Raw genomic sequence first — 15,014 nt, 5'->3', positions numbered from 1 at the left:
GAGTTTGACCATGGCAGTTGCCTCAGCCGTCGCCCCCGGCGTGCGCGAACTCCTCGCCCAGGGCCGCAGGAGCTTCTCGTTCGAGTTCTTCCCGCCGAAGACCGACGCAGGCGAGCGGACGCTCTGGGCGGCCATCCGCCGGATCGAGCAGTTCGCCCCGTCCTTCGTGTCCGTGACCTACGGGGCCGGCGGCTCCTCCCGCGAGCGCACCGTCGAGGTGACCAAGCGGATCGCCGCCGAGACCACGCTGCGCCCCGTGGCCCACCTCACCGCGGTCGGGCACTCGGTCACCGAGCTGCGCCACATCATCGGGCAGTACGCCGACGCCGGGATCCGTGACGTCCTCGCCCTGCGAGGCGACCCGCCCGGGGACCCCAAGGGCCAGTGGACCCCGCACCCCCAGGGGCTCCACCACGCCCACGAACTCGTCACCCTGATCAAGCAGTTGGGTGACTTCACCGTGGGTGTGGCGGCCTTCCCGGAACGGCACCCCCGCTCGCGCGCCTGGACCGACGACATCCACCACTTCGCCGCCAAGTGCCGGGCCGGCGCGGACTACGCCATCACCCAGATGTTCTTCCACGTGGAGGACTACCTGCGGCTGCGCGACCGGCTCGCCGCCATCGGCTGCGTGACTCCGATCATCCCGGAGATCATGCCGGCGACCGATTTCCGTCAGATCCGACGCTTCGCCGAGCTCAGCGACGCCCGCTTCCCCGAGGCGCTCGGGCGCAGGCTCGAAGCGGCCAAGGACAACCCCGCCGAGGGACACCGCATCGGCGTCGCCTACGCGACCGCCATGGCCGAACGGCTGCTCGCCGAAGGCGCCCCGGGGCTGCACTACATCACCCTCAACAAGTCCAGCGCGACCCTGGACATCCACCGGAACCTCAACCTGCGGAGGTAGGGAATGGGGCGCCAGATCGCGGGGGAACGGAACCTGGCGCCCCGGTCTTCGGGGCGGTCTCCGGGGCAGTCGCCGGGGGCGGGGCGGTCAGGCGGATTCCTCCAGGTCGAGGAGGTACTGCTTGGCCTCGACCCCGCCGGCGTATCCGGCCAGGCCTCCGGCGGACGCGACGATGCGGTGGCAGGGCAGGACGACGCACAGGGGGTTCGCTCCCAGTGCCGTGCCGACCGCCCGCGCCGCCCGGGGGCGGGAGAGCGCCCCGGCCAGCTCCGCGTAGGTCGCGGTGCGGCCGTAGGGGACGAACGCGTCCAGTGCCAGGACGGTCTGCCGGCTGAAGGGCGTCGCCAGGACCAGGTCGACCGGAAGCGTGAAGGAGCGCCGCGTGCCGGCGAGGTACTCGTCGATCTGGGTGCGGGCGTCCGCGAGCAGCTCGGTCTGGCGCGGCGTCTGCTTTCCCGGTGGCGTCCGGGTCAGTCCGGCCCGCGCGATCCGCAGGTCCACGGTGTCGGGGTCCTGGAATCCGCAGTACACCAGCGCGTCGTCGGTGGCGGCGAGCCTCAGCTCGCCGATGGCCGTGGCGTGGCTGGTCCGCGCGACGCCCGGCGAGGCGCCGCCGGCGCTCACGGGGGCGGCACTGGCACGGGCGTTACTGGGCATCTTGGGACTCCTTGGGCGCGATCGTGCTCAGACCGGCAGCGGCCGGCAGCTCTTGCAGGCTCGGTAACCCGCCTGCCGGGCGTCCCCCGCGGTGGCGAACGGCACCCGGTGGGGCGGGGTGATGCGCCGGGCGTGGGCGCAGGTGGGGTGGCAGTAGATGCGGGTGGTGTCGCTGCCGAGGAACACCGAGCCGCTGCGCGACCAGCGGTCCACCTCGGCCCGGTCGATGCCCTCCGCGTCGCGCAGGGCGTCCCCGGTGGCCGGGAGGTACCCGCAGTCGCAGGGGGAGCCGTTGTCGTAGGTGACCCGGTGGCACGGGACGAGCACCGTGAACGGGTTGCGGGCGAGGGTGCCCGGGATGCCGTCGAGGGCGTGCGGGGACGGCAGCCCGGCCTCCCGGAGGATCCAGGAGAGCGGTCGCAGCTGGCCGTGCGGGATCGCCCGTACGGCCCGGAGCACGGCGGCGTCCACCGGGTCCACGGCGTCCAGGTCCAGGGGCAGGCTCCGGGCCCGTCCGGTGCGCAGGGCGCCCACCAGGCCGGGGAAGGGTTTGCGGGCGGGGATCGCGGACCGGCCGGTCCGGGCCCGGTGCAGTTCCTCGAAACGCTCGGCCGTCAGCCCGGCGCCGCCCAGCGCGGATCCGCTGACGCTCTCCGGGGTGAACGCCACGAACAGTGCGCCCGCCGGGGTCTCCAGCCGGACGTAGGTGTCGTAGCGCTCGCGGGGAATGCCCACGCGCTGCAGGATCCGCAGTGCGAAGTCCACGGGAACCGGCGGGGTGCCCAGCTCTTGTCCGGGGTCGCCCGCCACGGGTGGCGCGGATGACCCCTCATGATCGTTTCCGCTCACGTAGCCACCTCCTTCAGCTCCTCCTCCGGCGCCAGCAGGCGGCGCAGGTCCCCCATGCCGCGCGACACCTGTGCCTTGGCCGTGCCCACGGGGCATCCCTGCACTTGGGCCACCTCCGCGTAGCTCATCCCGACCACGTGCCGCAGTACCACCGGTATCCGGTAGTACTCCGGCAGCTCCGACAGTGCCGCGACCAGGCGGCCGCGGTCGTCGGAGTTGACGGCGCGCTCGACCGGTCCGGGACCGGTGTCGGCCCAGCTGTCCTGCGCATCGTCGATGCGCAGGGCCGACACCGGCCGCCGCATGCTGCTGCGTACATGATTGCGCCATACGTTCGCCGCGATCGTCATCAGCCAGGCGCGCGGACGCAGCTCCCGGCGTCGGGCCGGCGAGTACGTCTGCAACGCCGTGTAGGCGCGCAGGAACGTGTCCTGACCCAGATCGTCCGCCTCCGCGGCTGATCCGGACACGCGCAACAGGAACGCGTGCACACCCTTGGCGTGGACCCTGACCAGTTCCGTGAAACCGTCGTCCAGGTCCGTCGCCAGCAGGTCCGTTAACTGCTCGGCCACCTTGTCCATCACTAACGAAACACCGTCCCCGGGAAAAGGGTTGCTGGTTGCTGCGGAGTGCCGGGGCGCGGCGGCGTGGCCGGCGGCCGGCTCATGTGGCGTGCAGTGCACCCGCCGGCGCGCGGAGCACCGGATCGTCGGCGTCGATCGCCTCGTACAGGCGCCTCAGCCGTGGCACCGGTTCGATGCCGAAGTGGTCGCCCAGCCGGCAGCGGAGCCGGTGGAACACGCCGAGCGCCTCGGGCCGCAGGCCGGACCGGTGGAGGGCGAGCATGTACTGGGCGTGGATGTTCTCGTGGGTGGGGTGCTGGGCGGACAGTCCCGCGAGTTCGGTGAGCAGCTCGCGGTGGCGGCCGAGCTGGAGGTCCACTTCGACCCGCCATTCCCGTACGCCCTTGCGGGCCTCTTCGAGCTCCACGACGTGCGGGGATCCGACCGCGCCCGCCGGTACGTCGGCCAGCGCGGGCCCGCGCCACTGTTCGAGGGCCTCGCCGAACAGGCGCGAGGCCCGGACCGGGTCTCCGGCCGCCAGGGCCTCGCGGCCGAGGCCGGCGAGGTTCTCGAAGCGGAGCCGGTCGCTGGCCTCGGGGGCCACCCCCAGCTGGTAGCTCTGGTTGCGGGTGACCAGGCTGCAGCTGCGGTCCGCGGCTCCGCCGCGCAGGATCTGGCGGATGTAGAGCACGTAGGTCTGCAGGGTGGACAGCGCGGTCTTGGGCGGGTGGGAGCCCCACAGCTCCGTGATGCATTCCCCGGCCCGGACCATCTGGTTGGCGTTGAGCATCAGCAGGGCGAGCAGCTGGCGGGGCTTGGGGGCGCTCGGGGTGCGGTCCTCCCCGTCGACGACGAGGGAGAGCGGCCCGAGCACCCCGATCCGTACCCAGGGCTCGACGGCCGGGGCCCTGGTGGGGGCATCGGCGGGGGCCTGCGCGGGGATGCCTGACGGGGTGCTCATGCGAGGTCCAGGTCGTACTCGCCGATGTTCTTGACGATCAGTCCGCGCAGGACCACGCGCCAGATCTGCGCGAGCTCCTCCCCGGGCCCGGAGTGCTGCCCGGTCATCAGTGCCACTCCACCGCCCCGGACCTGTATCTCGGCGCCCGCCACGAGGTGGGCCGCCAGTGCGGCGAGGGCGTCGGGGTCGCTGTCGCGGCGCAGGCCGCACTCGTTCTGCGCCTGGTGGAAGAGCTCGCGCACGACGGGGAGCCAGTCGGCGGACCAGGGGGCCACGGACGGCGGGCATTCGCGGGCGAGCCGGGCGGCAGCGCGCACTTCGACGTTGTCCTCCAGTAATCGGGCCAGCGCGAGGGTCAGGGCGATCCCGGTGGCCAGGGCGGGGCGCGGGCGGGCGACGACTCCGGCGACGGCTTCCCGGACGAGGGCGCGGCCCTGCTGCTGCACGGCCTCGGCGAGCGCCTGTTTGGTGGGGAAGTGGAAGGTCAGCGCGCCCATGGAGATCCCGGCCAGCCGGTTGATCTGGTTGAGCGTCGTTCCCTCGTAGCCGGAGCGGTCGAACTGGGTCGATGCGGCGTGAACGAGGAGTGAGCGGGTCCGCATGGCTCTCTGCTGTTGCGCCATGGACGTTCTCCGATCGAGTCGGGGAGCCGGGGGGCGACGGCCGGTCGGCCGCTGGAGCACCTTGCGACCTCTGTCGCGCGGGGCACAACGCCGACTTGCCAAAGCCGTCACACGGAGGGCCGTCACCCCACTCTAGAACATAGAGAGCGTTCGCTATGCTACTTGCGCCGACCGAATCAGGGATGAGCAGCAGGGGGAGCGGGAATGACCGCGTACGGCAGCACGATGAACATGCGGAATCCGTTGCACGGCCCTTCGACCAGCACGATCAGCACCGTCAGCACGTTCAGCGCCTTCGCCCAGGAGGTCTTCGGGCACCTGCCCCGTCAGGACCAGCGCCGCTGGGCCGAGACCTATCTCAAGGGCCTGCTGGGCACACCGGGCAGGAAATCGGTGCGCCGCATGGCCTCCGCGGTCTCCGCCGCCCCGACCGCCTCGCAGTCGCTGCACCAGTTCATCAGCGCCAGCCCCTGGCCCTGGGATCCCGCCCGGCGGGCCCTGGCCCACTGGGCCGGGCAGCGGGCAGCGGTACGGGCCTGGACCCTGGCCCCGATCGTCGCCCCCAAACGGGGCCTGCACTCCGTCGGGGTGCACCGGCGCTACGACGCGGCGGCCGGCCGGGTCATCAACTGCCAGGTGGGGATAGGCATACACCTGTCCACCTGCTGCGGGGACTTACCCGTCGACTGGCGGCTGCACCTGCCGGAGACCTGGTGCGCCGATCCCGAGCTGCGCCAGCGCGCCCGGATACCCGACTCCGGCGACCCGCGCCCGCTGTGGGAACTGGGCCTGGAGATGGTCGACACCCTGGCCGCCCAGTCGCCCGGCACGCCCCCGCCGGTGGTCGCGGACGGGCGCGAGCTCACCGACGCCGTGGCCCTGGCCAACGGGCTGAGCACCCGGTGCCTGAAGTTCCTCGTCTCGGTGCCCGGCCAGCTGCCCCTGCACGCCGGCCCGCATCCGGGCGGCCACCATCCGAACCGCCTCGCCGGACCGGCCCGGATGCACGCCCCCCGGTCCCCGCGGGCCCAGTGGACCCTGTCCGGGCCGGTGCACCTGCCGGGCGCGCACCACACGCTGCGGCTGCTCGCCAAATGGCATCCCGCACGCACCCGGCCCGTCCGGATCTGGATGACCAACCTGGTGCACGCGGGCCTGGACGAGCTGCTCCCCCTCGTCGGGACGCAGGCCGGTACCCGGGCGGCCATGCAGTCCCTACGGGAGGACTTCGGCCTCCTGGACTTCGAAGGCCGGTCCTTCCCCGGCTGGCACCGCCACACCACCCTGGTCTCCGCCGCGTACGGCTGGCACCGGCTGTCGCAGGACCACGGCCACGGCCCGACGGGTCAGCCGACGGCGCCGGCGATCTCGGTGCCACCCAGCCGGAGCCGGGCCCTGGCCTGCGGGGTGGCGATGCCGGGGAGCAGGTAGCGCCACATCACGAGGATCCGCTCCGGGAGGTCCGCCCGGCCGTTGACGAGCTCGGACACCAGCTGCGTACCGCTGTACGCGCTCACCAGGAGCAGCGACAGGTCGGCCTCGTCCACCTCGGGCAGTACGTCGCCCGCGGCGCGTGCCGCCACGAGCTGCTCGCGGAAGAGTTCGGCCCAGTTCATGTACGGGGTCTCGTCCCGCATCCCGAACGCCCGCTGCTCCACAGCGAGCCGCACGCCGGCGCGCAGCAGCTCGTTGACCCGCAGCTGGTCGGCCAGGTACATCGTGATGTCGATCAGCCGCTGCAACCCGTCCGGCCCACCGGGCAGTTCGAGGTCGTCGCCCTGCTCGTTCATCACCGCGCGCGCCAGATCCTCCTTGGAGGCGAAGTGGAAGTAGATCGCCCCCATGGTCAGACCGGACTGCTTGGTGATAGCCGTGAGGCGGGATCCGTGGAAGCCGTTCTCCTCGAACACCACTGCCGCGGCGCGGAGGATCGTCTGCCGCGTTCTCGCCGCGCGTTCCATCTTGGACATGATCAGCAACCTCTGGCCTCGGCGTTCCACTGTGGTGCCGCGCAGTGAAGGGCGGAAAGCGAAAGTGCCTGCACGGTTGGGGCGGTGGGCTTTGTCAAGAGGTTCCGCCTGTTCAACTGAAGGAAACTTTCTGCCTGCAGGGTATCTGCTCCCGCCTCCAGTTTCATGGGTGCGGCGAAGGTTCGGGCTGCTCAACGGCACCCTCCTGGCCACAACCGGTCGTCCGGAGGGTCACGTTTCCCCCGGTGAGCACGTCACATGCGTCGACCACCACCACAGGCCGACCAGGCATCCACCGGTCCGGAATATGCCTGATCGGAGGCCTTTCGGGCGCCTCCGCACACGATCGTTCCGCGCCATATTTTTCCCCCTCGACAACAAAAAGAGCGTCCTCTATCTTGAAGCCGCCGACATACCCCAAAGGGGCGGCGGCCATGCAGGACACGACCTCTTCGACGACGAAGGAGATCTTCCTTATGCGTGCCACCACAGAGTCGAGGAACTTGGACTCCGGTTTAGGACAGGCAGGCCACGACCTGTCCGACCGCTCCCTGTTCGAAGCCCACCCGGAACTCGCGGGATCGCTCCTGCCCGAATCCGGGCACCACCAGCCGGGCACCACCGTGCCGCGCCAGTACGTCCACCGGGCCGCCCTGGCCGAGGTGTTCCTCACCGGGATAGGCCCCGCCGGCGCGGATTCGTACCTCGTCACCGCCCAGTGGCCGCGCGGCCACAGCCTCTACGGATCGCGCGACGGCCGACTCGACCCGATGCTCGCGTGCGAGACCGTGCGCCAGACCGTCCCGCTCCTCTCCCACACCGTCTTCGACGTCCCCTTCGGCCACATGCAGAGCTGGGACCGGATCTCCGTCGGGCTCGACCCCGACGCGATGAGAGCGGGAGCGACGCCCCCCGAAATCGAGATGCGGGTCCGCTGTCACGACACCGTGCTCCGGGGCACCCGCCTCGTCGCGACCTCCCTGGCGATCCTGCTCTTCCGCGACGGCGACCTGCTCGGATCGGCCCAGGCCCGCTACTCCTGCCACACCCCCGCGGTCTACAAGCGGCTGCGCGGCGGGCGCGCCGACGCCGATCCGGACCTGCTCATCAAGGACATGCCCAAGCTCCCGCCCGCCGTGCCTGCGGCCGTGGGCCGGGACCGCGCCTCGGACGTGGTCCTCTCCCCCACCGGACGGCCCGGACAGTGGCTGCTGCGGGTGGACCCGTCCCACCCGATCCTCTTCGACCACCCGGTCGACCACGCCCCCGGCATGCTCCTCCTGGAGGCCGCGCGCCAGGCCGCGCACGCCGCCGCGGGCGGCGGGGACAGCGTCGTGCTCAGCCTGGAGTCGGAGTTCGTCCGGTACGTGGAACTCGACGCACCGTGCCGCATCGAGACCCGGACCATGCAGGCCGATCCCTTCGGGCGGTGCCAGATCCTGGTCACCGGAACCCAGAACGGGGCCACCGCCTTCACCGTGGCGGTGACCACGCAGCCGCGGGCCGAGTTCTAGGCCCCGCACCGCCCGTGCCCCGGAACGCCATGTCGGAAAGCCGCCAGCACGAAGGGCGCAATCGGGAAATCATCACCTCATGGACCTTTCGTCACCCCCGGCGACGCTCTTCACCACAGCCCCCAGCCCCTTGGGCGAACTGCTGCTGGTGGGCCGGGAATCACCCACCACCCCCGGCGGAGCCGCCCTGGCCTCGCTGTCCATGTCCGGCGGGCGCGGCGAAACGGGCCCGCGCACCGGCTGGCGGCTCGAGCCGGCGGCCTTCAGCGAGGTGCTCGGGCAACTGCGCGCGTACTTCGACGGCCGCCTCACCCGGTTCGACCTGGAGTACGTCACCGGCGGCACCCCCTTCCAGCGCCTCGTCTGGGACGCCCTGGACGAGATCCCGTACGGCACGACCACCACCTACGGCGAACTGGCCGAGCGGCTCGGCGTCCCCCGCGCCGAGGTGCGGGCCCTGGGCGGGGCCATCGGCGCCAACCCGCTGCTCCTCGTGCGCCCCTGCCACCGCGTCATCGGGGCGGACGGCGCCATGCGCGGCTACGCGGGCGGGGTCGAGCGCAAGGTCGCGCTGCTCACCCACGAGGGCGCCCTGCTGCCGCTGTTCAACTGACCGGGAACGAGAGACACCACATGACCACCACCCGAACGAAAACACCGGCGCCCGCATCGTCACCGGCAGCGGCACCGGCAGCGGCAGTGGCAGCGGCAGCGGCGCCGTCGTCGTGGGCGAGCGAGCGGGCCGGGGCGGCCGACTGGTCCGCCGTCGCCGCCGAACTCGACGCCTACGGGTGCGCGCCGACCCCACAGCTCCTCACCCCGGCCGAATGCGGGGAGCTGATCGCCCTGTACGAGGACGCCGGGCGGTTCCGCACCACCGTCGACATGGCCCGCCATCGCTTCGGATCGGGCGAGTACCGCTACTTCACCCACGAACTCCCGGAGCCCGTGGCCGCGTTGCGGGCGGCGCTCTACCCGCACCTGGTGCGCATCGCCCGCGACTGGGCCGAACGGCTCGGCAGGCCCGCGCCGTGGCCCGACTCGCTCGGGGAATGGCTGGAGATGTGCCACCGGGCCGGGCAGGACCGCTCGGCCCAGATCCTGCTGCGCTACGGGGCGGGCGACTGGAACGCCCTGCACCGGGACGTCTTCGGCGAGATGCTCTTCCCGATGCAGGTGGTCATCGGCCTCAACGCGTACGGCACGGACTACACGGGTGGGGAGTTCCTCCTCGTGGAACAGCGGCCGCGCGCGCAGTCGCGGGGCACCACGACCGCGCTGGTCCAGGGCCACGGGCTGGTGTTCACCACCCGCGACCGCCCGGTGGCCTCGAAGCGGGGCTGGTCGGCGGGGGCCGCGCGGCACGGGGTGAGCACGGTCCGCAGCGGCCGGCGCCATGCGCTGGGGCTGGTGTTCCACGATGCGGCCTAGGTCGTCTCCCAGGCCGCAGGTCCGGGGGCACGAGCCGTCGCCGCTGCTCGGGGCCGCCGCGGCCGGGGGACCCGAGGAGTTGCCGCAGGCCCCGCCCGCGCACACGGCGGCGGAGCTCTCCGCACTGACCGGGCTCCTGACGGGGCCGGGCGACGAGCTCGTCACGGTGGCCTTGGGGCACGGGCGCGACGATGCCTCACGGGCCGCCGCGGCCGCCTTCGCAGAGGAGTGGCGGGCGCGGGGCGGTCAGATCCTCGCGACGGTGGACTGGCCCGAGACCGCCGCGTCCTGGCTCCGGCCGGCCCGCCGGCTGACCGCGCAGGGCCCGCGGGCCTGGGTGGTCACCGGGGCCCTGACGGGCTGGGCGCAGATGAGCCGGCGGCTGCTGCACAGCACCGACTGGGACCCGGCCCGTACCTTCGCGTTCGCCGCCCTGCACGACCCCCGCCTGCGGGAGCTGGCGGGACCGGACGCCGTACGGGGCCTGCGCGGCGCCACCCCGGAGGGCGGGACCTGGGAGTTCGGCGACGAGGAGGACGGGTGGTTCCGGTTCCGGGGTGCCCCGGTCAGTCCGCCGCCGGGCCGGCCTGGAGCCCCGTGACGACCATACGGATGAGGAGGGCGTAGCTCTCGTCCAGGGCTTCGGGGAGGGCGAAGGCGCCCGTGGTTTCCAACGAGACGAAGCCGTGGGTCGTGGCGCGCAGGCAGCGGGCGGCGTGGATGGCCGCCGAGTCCTGCATCCCGTAGGCGCGCAGCGCGGCCAGCATGATGGTGACGATGCGTTCGCCGGCCTCGGCCGTGCGGGGTTCCGGGCTGTGGATCAGGGCGGCGTAGCGGTTCGGGTGGCGTACGGCGTAGCTGCGCCAGGCCGTCATGAAGGCGCTGATCGCGTCGTCGGCGGAGCGGCCCAGGACGGCCTCGCCGACCTCGTCCGCGATCTCGTGGAGGATCCGGGCCGAGAGGAGGTCGCGGAGCTCCGCGAGGTTGCGCACGTGTTTGTAGAGCGAGGGGGTGGCCACGCCCGCCCGGCCGGCGACCGCCGACAGGGTCAGGGCCGCCGGGGTCTCTTCGTCGACGATGAGCAGCGCCAGGTCGACGACCGCGTCCGCGGAGAGGGAGGCCCTAGGCACGGTCGGCCCCGTCCAGGAAGGACAGGACGGCGGCGGCGGTCTCGGCGGGGAACTGCGCGTGGGCGTAGTGCCCGGCGCCGTCGATCATTTCGACGCGGCCCAGCCCGGCCGGCAGCTCGGCCACGATGCCCTCGCCCTCGGCGCGGGGGTCGGCCCAGTCGCAGTCGAGGGTGCCCTCGATGACGAGGACGGGGCACTTGACGTCGCCGAGGCGGGCGCCCGCGTCGGTGGGGGCGGACATGCCCATCTTGGCGACGACGGCCATCCGGCCGGGGCGGCCCAGGTCGGTCGTGAGGGCGGCGAGGTGGTCCGCGTACCCGGCGGGACGGGCGCCCGGGTAGGCATGGTCGAGGTAGCGCGTCCACATTCCGCGGCTGCGCAGGATGCCGGTGCCCATGAGGAGCAGCATGCCCTTGCGGTAGCGGGCGTTGGAGCCGAGGGCGCCGAACTCGATCTTCTGCGCCCGGGTGAAGGGGCTGATCTCGACGATCGCGCTGACCAGTTCGGGCTCCTGGGCCGCCGCGACGGTGGCGGCGCCGCCCGCGAAGGAGTGCCCGACGATGACGGCGGGCCCGCCCAGGTGCCGGATCAGGGCGAGCAGATCGCCCGCCACGTCGGTGCGGCTGTACGAGGCCCAGCCGGTGCTCGACTCGCCGTGCCCGCGCAGGTCGGTGGCGGCGACGCGGTATCCGGCGGCGACGAGGAGCGCCGCCGTCCCGCGGTAGGCCGCCCGGTTGTCGCCCATGCCGTGGGCGAGCACGATCAGCGGGCCTTCGCCCGTGACCTCGTAGGCGATCCGTCCGTCTTCGATGCTCAGAAAGTCCGTCATGGCCCGTCCCCCGAAGCGATTGACTGTTGGCTCTCCCTGCTGGCTAAGCCCCATTACTTAAAAGCTAAGGCCATTAGCCAATCGCGTCAACCCCTTGCTCACCGCTTCGCTTCCCGGTTGAAGGAGAAGCGGGCCCACAGGTAGCCGAGGAGGCTGAGCCCGGTCACCCAGGCGAGGGCGATGACACCGCTGTTGCCGATCTCCGTGCCGAGCAGCAGGCCTCGCAGGGTGTCGATGACGGGGGTGAAGGGCTGGTACTCGGCGAACCAGCGCAGGCCGGTCGGCATCGACTCCGGCGGCACGATGGCGCTGCCGAGGAATGGCAGCAGCGTCAGGGGCATCGGCGCGTTGCTCGCCGCCTCCACGCTGCCGGCGCCGAGGCCCATGGCGGCCGAGAGCCAGCTGAGGGCGAAGCCCAGGAAGGTCAGCAGGCCGAGGGCCGCGAGCCATTCGACCGGGGTGGCGTCGGGGCGGAAGCCCACGGCGAAGGCGACTCCGAGGACCAGGGCGAGCCCGATCAGGGTCTGCACGACGTTGCCGACGACGTGCCCGGTGAGGACGGAGGACCGGGCGATCGACATGGTCCGGAAGCGGTTGATGATGCCTTCGGTCATATCGCTGCACACCGAGATGGCGGTGGCGATCGCACTGGAGGTCACGGCCATCAGCAGGATGCCGGGGACGACGAAGTTGGTGTACGAGGCCCTGTCGCCGACTCCGCCGCCGGGAAGTTCGATGCCGGCGCCGAGCGCGCCGCCGAACACATAGACGAAGAGGAGGAGCATCACGATCGGCATCGCCACGAGCGTGATCGTCATGGACGGGTAGCGCCGGGCGCGCTTGAGGCTGCGGCGCAGCATCGTCATGGAGTCGCGCAGTGCGTACGTGGTCCTCGCGCCGCTGTGGGCGCTGGGGGTCGTGGTGGTCATCGCCGGGGCTCCTTCGGTGTGCCGGTGAGTGCGAGGAAGACGTCGTCCAGGTCGGGGGTGTGCACGGTCAGCTCCTCGGCCTCGATGCCGGCGCCTTCCAGCAGGTCGAGGACGGAGCGCAGGGCCGGGATGCTGCCGTCGCTGGGGATGTCCAGCGTGAGGTTCTCGTCGTCGTGGGTGAGCGCGGGGAGGTTCAGGTGGCGGACGGTCGCGTCCAGGCTCGCCTGGTCGCCGAAGCGCAGCCGGATGTGGCCGCCGGGGATCAGGCGCTTGAGCTCCTCCGCGGTGCCCTCGGCCACGATCCTGCCCTTGTCGAGGACGGCGATCCGGTCGGCGAGCTGGTCGGCCTCCTCCAGGTACTGCGTGGTGAGGAAGATGGTGACGCCCTGGGCGGTGAGCTCCCGGATGAGCTGCCACATCACGCGGCGGCTGCGCGGGTCGAGGCCGGTGGTGGGCTCGTCGAGGAAGATCAGGCTCGGGCTGCCGACGAGGGTCATCGCCAGGTCGAGCTTGCGGCGCATGCCGCCGGAAAAGGTGGAGGCGAGCTTCTTGGCTTCCGCGGTCAGCTCGAACTGGCTCAGCAGTTCGGCGGTGCGGCGGCGGCCTTCGGCGCGGTCGAGGTGGTGCAGGTCCGCCATCAGGAACATGTTCTCCTCGGCGGTCAGCAGGCCGTCGACGGCGGCGAACTGGCCGGTGACCCCGATGCGGGCGCGGATGGCGTCCGGGTCGCGGTCGAGGCTCCGGCCCGCCACGTAGGTCTCGCCGGAGCCGGAGTCGGCGCTGATGAGGGTGGAGAGGATCTCGACCGTGGTGGTCTTGCCGGCTCCGTTGGGGCCGAGGAGCGCGAAGATCGTGCCCGGCCGGACGGTGAGGTCGATCCCGGCGAGGACGGTCTTGTCCCCGTAGGACTTGCGCAGGCCGACGGCGGTGATCCCCTGGGACGGGGCTTCCTGGACCCGGGTGGGTGTCGTGGTGGCGGCGCTCATCGGGCCTCTCCGTCCGTGTCGGTGTGCGGGGCGCGCTGGATGCGGATGTCGCCGAAGCCGGTACGGGCGTGGACCCTGACGGTCTCGGCGCCCTCGGCGGGGGCTCCGGTGGCCCCGAGGTCGCTGCTGACCCGGCCGGACTTGGAGTTGACGTCGAGCCAGGCGGCCGTGCCGAGGCGGATGCCGACTTCGACGTGTCCGGTCTTGGTCTCGAACTCGACGGCGCCGCGGGCCACTTCCTCCACACGGATGTTGCCGTTGGCGGTCTTGGCCACGACGGAGGCCTGTGCCCGGCCGATGGTGATGTTGCCGTTGGCCGACTTCACCCGCAGCTCGCCGGCCACGTCGTCGACCCAGGTGGCGCCGTTGGAGTTCTTGAGCACCGCATTGCCGCCGACCTCGCGGATCCGTACGTCTCCCGAGGAGGTGCTGACGTCGGCGTCGCCGATGGAGCGGTCGAGGGTGACGTCTCCGTACGAGGTCTTCAGCTGGGCCGTACGGGCCTGCTCGACCCGCAGAGTGCCGGCGCTGGTGCGGACGTCGCACTCGCCGAGGGGGCCGGTGGCGTTGAGGTTGCCGACCTGGATGATGCCGGTCAGCCGGGATCCGCTCGGCACCGAGACCTCCAGGAAGACCGAACCCTTGGGGCCGAAGAGGCCGCGCGCCTTGGGGGTACGGACGGTCAGGCGGCCGTCGGCGTACTCGACCTTCGTCTCCTTGGCGGCGCGGAGGTCGTCCTTGTTGTCCGGGGTGCTCGGGTGGACCTCCACCACCGTGTCGGCGCGGTCGGTCGCGGTGACCCTGGTGTCGCCGACCTCGACGTGGAGGGTGGCGGTGATGGGCTTGAGGGTGTCGAAAGTAGGCATGGCTGTCTCGTCCTCTTGGCTCTGCGGGCCGGGTGAAGGTGTTGGTTCGGCGAAGTCGACGGTCTGGCGGAGGTCTACGGGAGCGGGGCGGGCCGGGCTCTCAGCTCACCCAACCCGTGATGCTCTTTCCGCCGAGGCGGGGGGACGCGCTGTCCGCACGGGCGGCCGCGCCGGGGGCGTTCGGGTCCAGGGCGCCGGACACGGCTCTGACCAGCCAGGCGTTGAGCGACAGCCCCTCGCGGGCGGCGGCCTGTTCGGCGCGCACCTTGACGTGGGTGGGAAGGCGGAGGTTGATGCGGGCCGGTCCGGTGTCCTCGCCGTCCGGGGCGGGGGCCGGTGCCGGGGCTTCGGTGGCGGCTTCGGCGAGGGCGGTGCGGACGTACGCCTCGGCCACCGTGTCCTGCGGCGGGGCGGTGACGACGAACTCCGGTTCGAGACCGCGGAGCCTCACGTCCACGGAACCGGGGGCGAGCTCGAGGGTGATCTCGCCCATGGCATCCGAGAGGGCGTGCAGGAGCGTGAGCCGAACGGCGGATTCGAGGGGCGCGGTCATCCTGTCGGCGAGGGCTCGGGCATCTTCGCCGCCGGCTTCGGCGGCGACCGCGAGTTCGTGGCGGAGGTTGGTGACGTAGGGCGTGAGGTCCATGACTGAAGAATGACACAGGGATGGCGCCATGTCGAGCCAATGTGGCACCACTTTTGGATCGGAAGGCCGAATAAATGAAAACCCGCAGTTCAGAGGCGGCACCAAGACGACGCCACACGAGCGCCGCCGGGCGGTTCGCGCGGGAATCGAGGC

18 protein-coding genes are annotated in these 15,014 nt (G+C 72.0%); 6 read left to right on the top strand and 12 right to left on the bottom strand.

Annotated elements, in window-relative coordinates:
* Nucleotides 1-10: 10 nt before the first annotated feature.
* The gene (gene metF, locus AC3IYJ_RS41955; protein ID WP_489403468.1) at nt 11-907 is read left to right on the top strand and encodes a methylenetetrahydrofolate reductase [NAD(P)H]; all 897 of its coding nucleotides are present in this window, start codon (nt 11-13) and stop codon (nt 905-907) included.
* Between the two features lie 87 nt (nt 908-994).
* Here metF and AC3IYJ_RS41950 read toward each other — a convergent pair whose 3' ends face one another.
* The 5 genes from AC3IYJ_RS41950 to AC3IYJ_RS41930 form a co-directional block, all read right to left on the bottom strand.
* Nucleotides 995-1,564: a methylated-DNA--[protein]-cysteine S-methyltransferase gene (locus tag AC3IYJ_RS41950; protein ID WP_489403467.1), complete on the bottom strand. Its 570-nt coding sequence runs from the start codon at nt 1,562-1,564 to the stop codon at nt 995-997.
* A gap of 27 nt (nt 1,565-1,591) precedes the next feature.
* Nucleotides 1,592-2,413, bottom strand: a complete 822-nt coding sequence (locus AC3IYJ_RS41945; protein WP_489403466.1) for an Ada metal-binding domain-containing protein — start codon at nt 2,411-2,413, stop codon at nt 1,592-1,594.
* Nucleotides 2,410-2,994, bottom strand: a complete 585-nt coding sequence (locus tag AC3IYJ_RS41940; RefSeq protein WP_330301510.1) for an RNA polymerase sigma factor — start codon at nt 2,992-2,994, stop codon at nt 2,410-2,412. The genes AC3IYJ_RS41945 and AC3IYJ_RS41940 overlap by 4 nt, the downstream gene beginning before the upstream one ends.
* 82 nt (nt 2,995-3,076) lie before the next feature.
* The gene (locus tag AC3IYJ_RS41935; RefSeq protein ID WP_489403465.1) at nt 3,077-3,937 is read right to left on the bottom strand and encodes an AfsR/SARP family transcriptional regulator; all 861 of its coding nucleotides are present in this window, start codon (nt 3,935-3,937) and stop codon (nt 3,077-3,079) included.
* Nucleotides 3,934-4,560, bottom strand: coding sequence for a TetR family transcriptional regulator (locus AC3IYJ_RS41930; protein ID WP_489403464.1), 627 nt, complete (start codon nt 4,558-4,560; stop codon nt 3,934-3,936). The genes AC3IYJ_RS41935 and AC3IYJ_RS41930 overlap by 4 nt, the downstream gene beginning before the upstream one ends.
* 231 nt (nt 4,561-4,791) lie before the next feature.
* Here AC3IYJ_RS41930 and AC3IYJ_RS41925 point away from each other — a divergent pair, with 231 nt between their 5' ends.
* Complete coding sequence (locus AC3IYJ_RS41925) at nt 4,792-5,991, top strand: IS701 family transposase (RefSeq protein ID WP_489403591.1); 1,200 nt, start codon at nt 4,792-4,794, stop codon at nt 5,989-5,991.
* On the opposite strand, the gene AC3IYJ_RS41920 is transcribed toward AC3IYJ_RS41925, so the two are convergent.
* Nucleotides 5,907-6,530, bottom strand: a complete 624-nt coding sequence (locus tag AC3IYJ_RS41920) for a ScbR family autoregulator-binding transcription factor (protein WP_489403463.1) — start codon at nt 6,528-6,530, stop codon at nt 5,907-5,909. The genes AC3IYJ_RS41925 and AC3IYJ_RS41920 overlap by 85 nt on opposite strands.
* A 503-nt stretch (nt 6,531-7,033) precedes the next feature.
* Between AC3IYJ_RS41920 and AC3IYJ_RS41915 the strand changes: the two genes are divergently transcribed.
* The 4 genes from AC3IYJ_RS41915 to AC3IYJ_RS41900 all read left to right on the top strand — a co-directional run bounded on the left by AC3IYJ_RS41915 (nt 7,034) and on the right by AC3IYJ_RS41900 (nt 10,076).
* Nucleotides 7,034-8,044, top strand: a complete 1,011-nt coding sequence (locus tag AC3IYJ_RS41915; protein WP_489403462.1) for a ScbA/BarX family gamma-butyrolactone biosynthesis protein — start codon at nt 7,034-7,036, stop codon at nt 8,042-8,044.
* Nucleotides 8,045-8,123: 79 nt separating this feature from the next.
* Complete coding sequence (locus AC3IYJ_RS41910) at nt 8,124-8,657, top strand: methylated-DNA--[protein]-cysteine S-methyltransferase (RefSeq protein WP_489403461.1); 534 nt, start codon at nt 8,124-8,126, stop codon at nt 8,655-8,657.
* An 86-nt stretch (nt 8,658-8,743) separates the two neighbouring features.
* Complete coding sequence (locus tag AC3IYJ_RS41905; protein WP_489403460.1) at nt 8,744-9,475, top strand: 2OG-Fe(II) oxygenase; 732 nt, start codon at nt 8,744-8,746, stop codon at nt 9,473-9,475.
* Nucleotides 9,465-10,076 carry a hypothetical protein gene (locus AC3IYJ_RS41900; protein ID WP_489403459.1) on the top strand — a complete coding sequence of 204 codons (612 nt, stop codon included), beginning with the start codon at nt 9,465-9,467 and terminating at the stop codon, nt 10,074-10,076. Before AC3IYJ_RS41905 ends, AC3IYJ_RS41900 begins: the two co-directional genes overlap by 11 nt.
* Here AC3IYJ_RS41900 and AC3IYJ_RS41895 read toward each other — a convergent pair.
* The 6 genes from AC3IYJ_RS41895 to AC3IYJ_RS41870 all read right to left on the bottom strand — a co-directional run bounded on the left by AC3IYJ_RS41895 (nt 10,042) and on the right by AC3IYJ_RS41870 (nt 14,861).
* On the bottom strand, nt 10,042-10,605 hold the full coding sequence (locus AC3IYJ_RS41895; protein WP_489403458.1) for a TetR/AcrR family transcriptional regulator: 564 nt from the start codon (nt 10,603-10,605) through the stop codon (nt 10,042-10,044). The genes AC3IYJ_RS41900 and AC3IYJ_RS41895 overlap by 35 nt on opposite strands.
* Nucleotides 10,598-11,434, bottom strand: a complete 837-nt coding sequence (locus AC3IYJ_RS41890; protein ID WP_489403457.1) for an alpha/beta fold hydrolase — start codon at nt 11,432-11,434, stop codon at nt 10,598-10,600. The genes AC3IYJ_RS41895 and AC3IYJ_RS41890 overlap by 8 nt, the downstream gene beginning before the upstream one ends.
* A 98-nt stretch (nt 11,435-11,532) precedes the next feature.
* Nucleotides 11,533-12,363 (bottom strand): ABC transporter permease, encoded by an 831-nt coding sequence (locus AC3IYJ_RS41885; RefSeq protein WP_489403456.1) that lies wholly within the window; start codon nt 12,361-12,363, stop codon nt 11,533-11,535.
* Complete coding sequence (locus AC3IYJ_RS41880) at nt 12,360-13,349, bottom strand: ATP-binding cassette domain-containing protein (RefSeq protein ID WP_489403455.1); 990 nt, start codon at nt 13,347-13,349, stop codon at nt 12,360-12,362. The genes AC3IYJ_RS41885 and AC3IYJ_RS41880 overlap by 4 nt, the downstream gene beginning before the upstream one ends.
* Entirely contained in the window at nt 13,346-14,215 is an 870-nt protein-coding gene (locus AC3IYJ_RS41875) for a DUF4097 family beta strand repeat-containing protein (RefSeq protein ID WP_489403454.1), read from the bottom strand. The genes AC3IYJ_RS41880 and AC3IYJ_RS41875 overlap by 4 nt, the downstream gene beginning before the upstream one ends.
* A gap of 100 nt (nt 14,216-14,315) precedes the next feature.
* A complete protein-coding gene (locus AC3IYJ_RS41870) occupies nt 14,316-14,861 on the bottom strand; it encodes a hypothetical protein (protein ID WP_489403453.1) in 546 nt (181 codons plus the stop codon).
* Between the last annotated feature and the right edge of the window lie 153 nt (nt 14,862-15,014).

This window comes from Streptomyces sp. GL_140 (assembly GCF_057834465.1).
The sequence above is the reverse complement of the archived record's forward strand: the minus strand, read 5'-3'. Positions and strand labels throughout refer to the sequence as shown.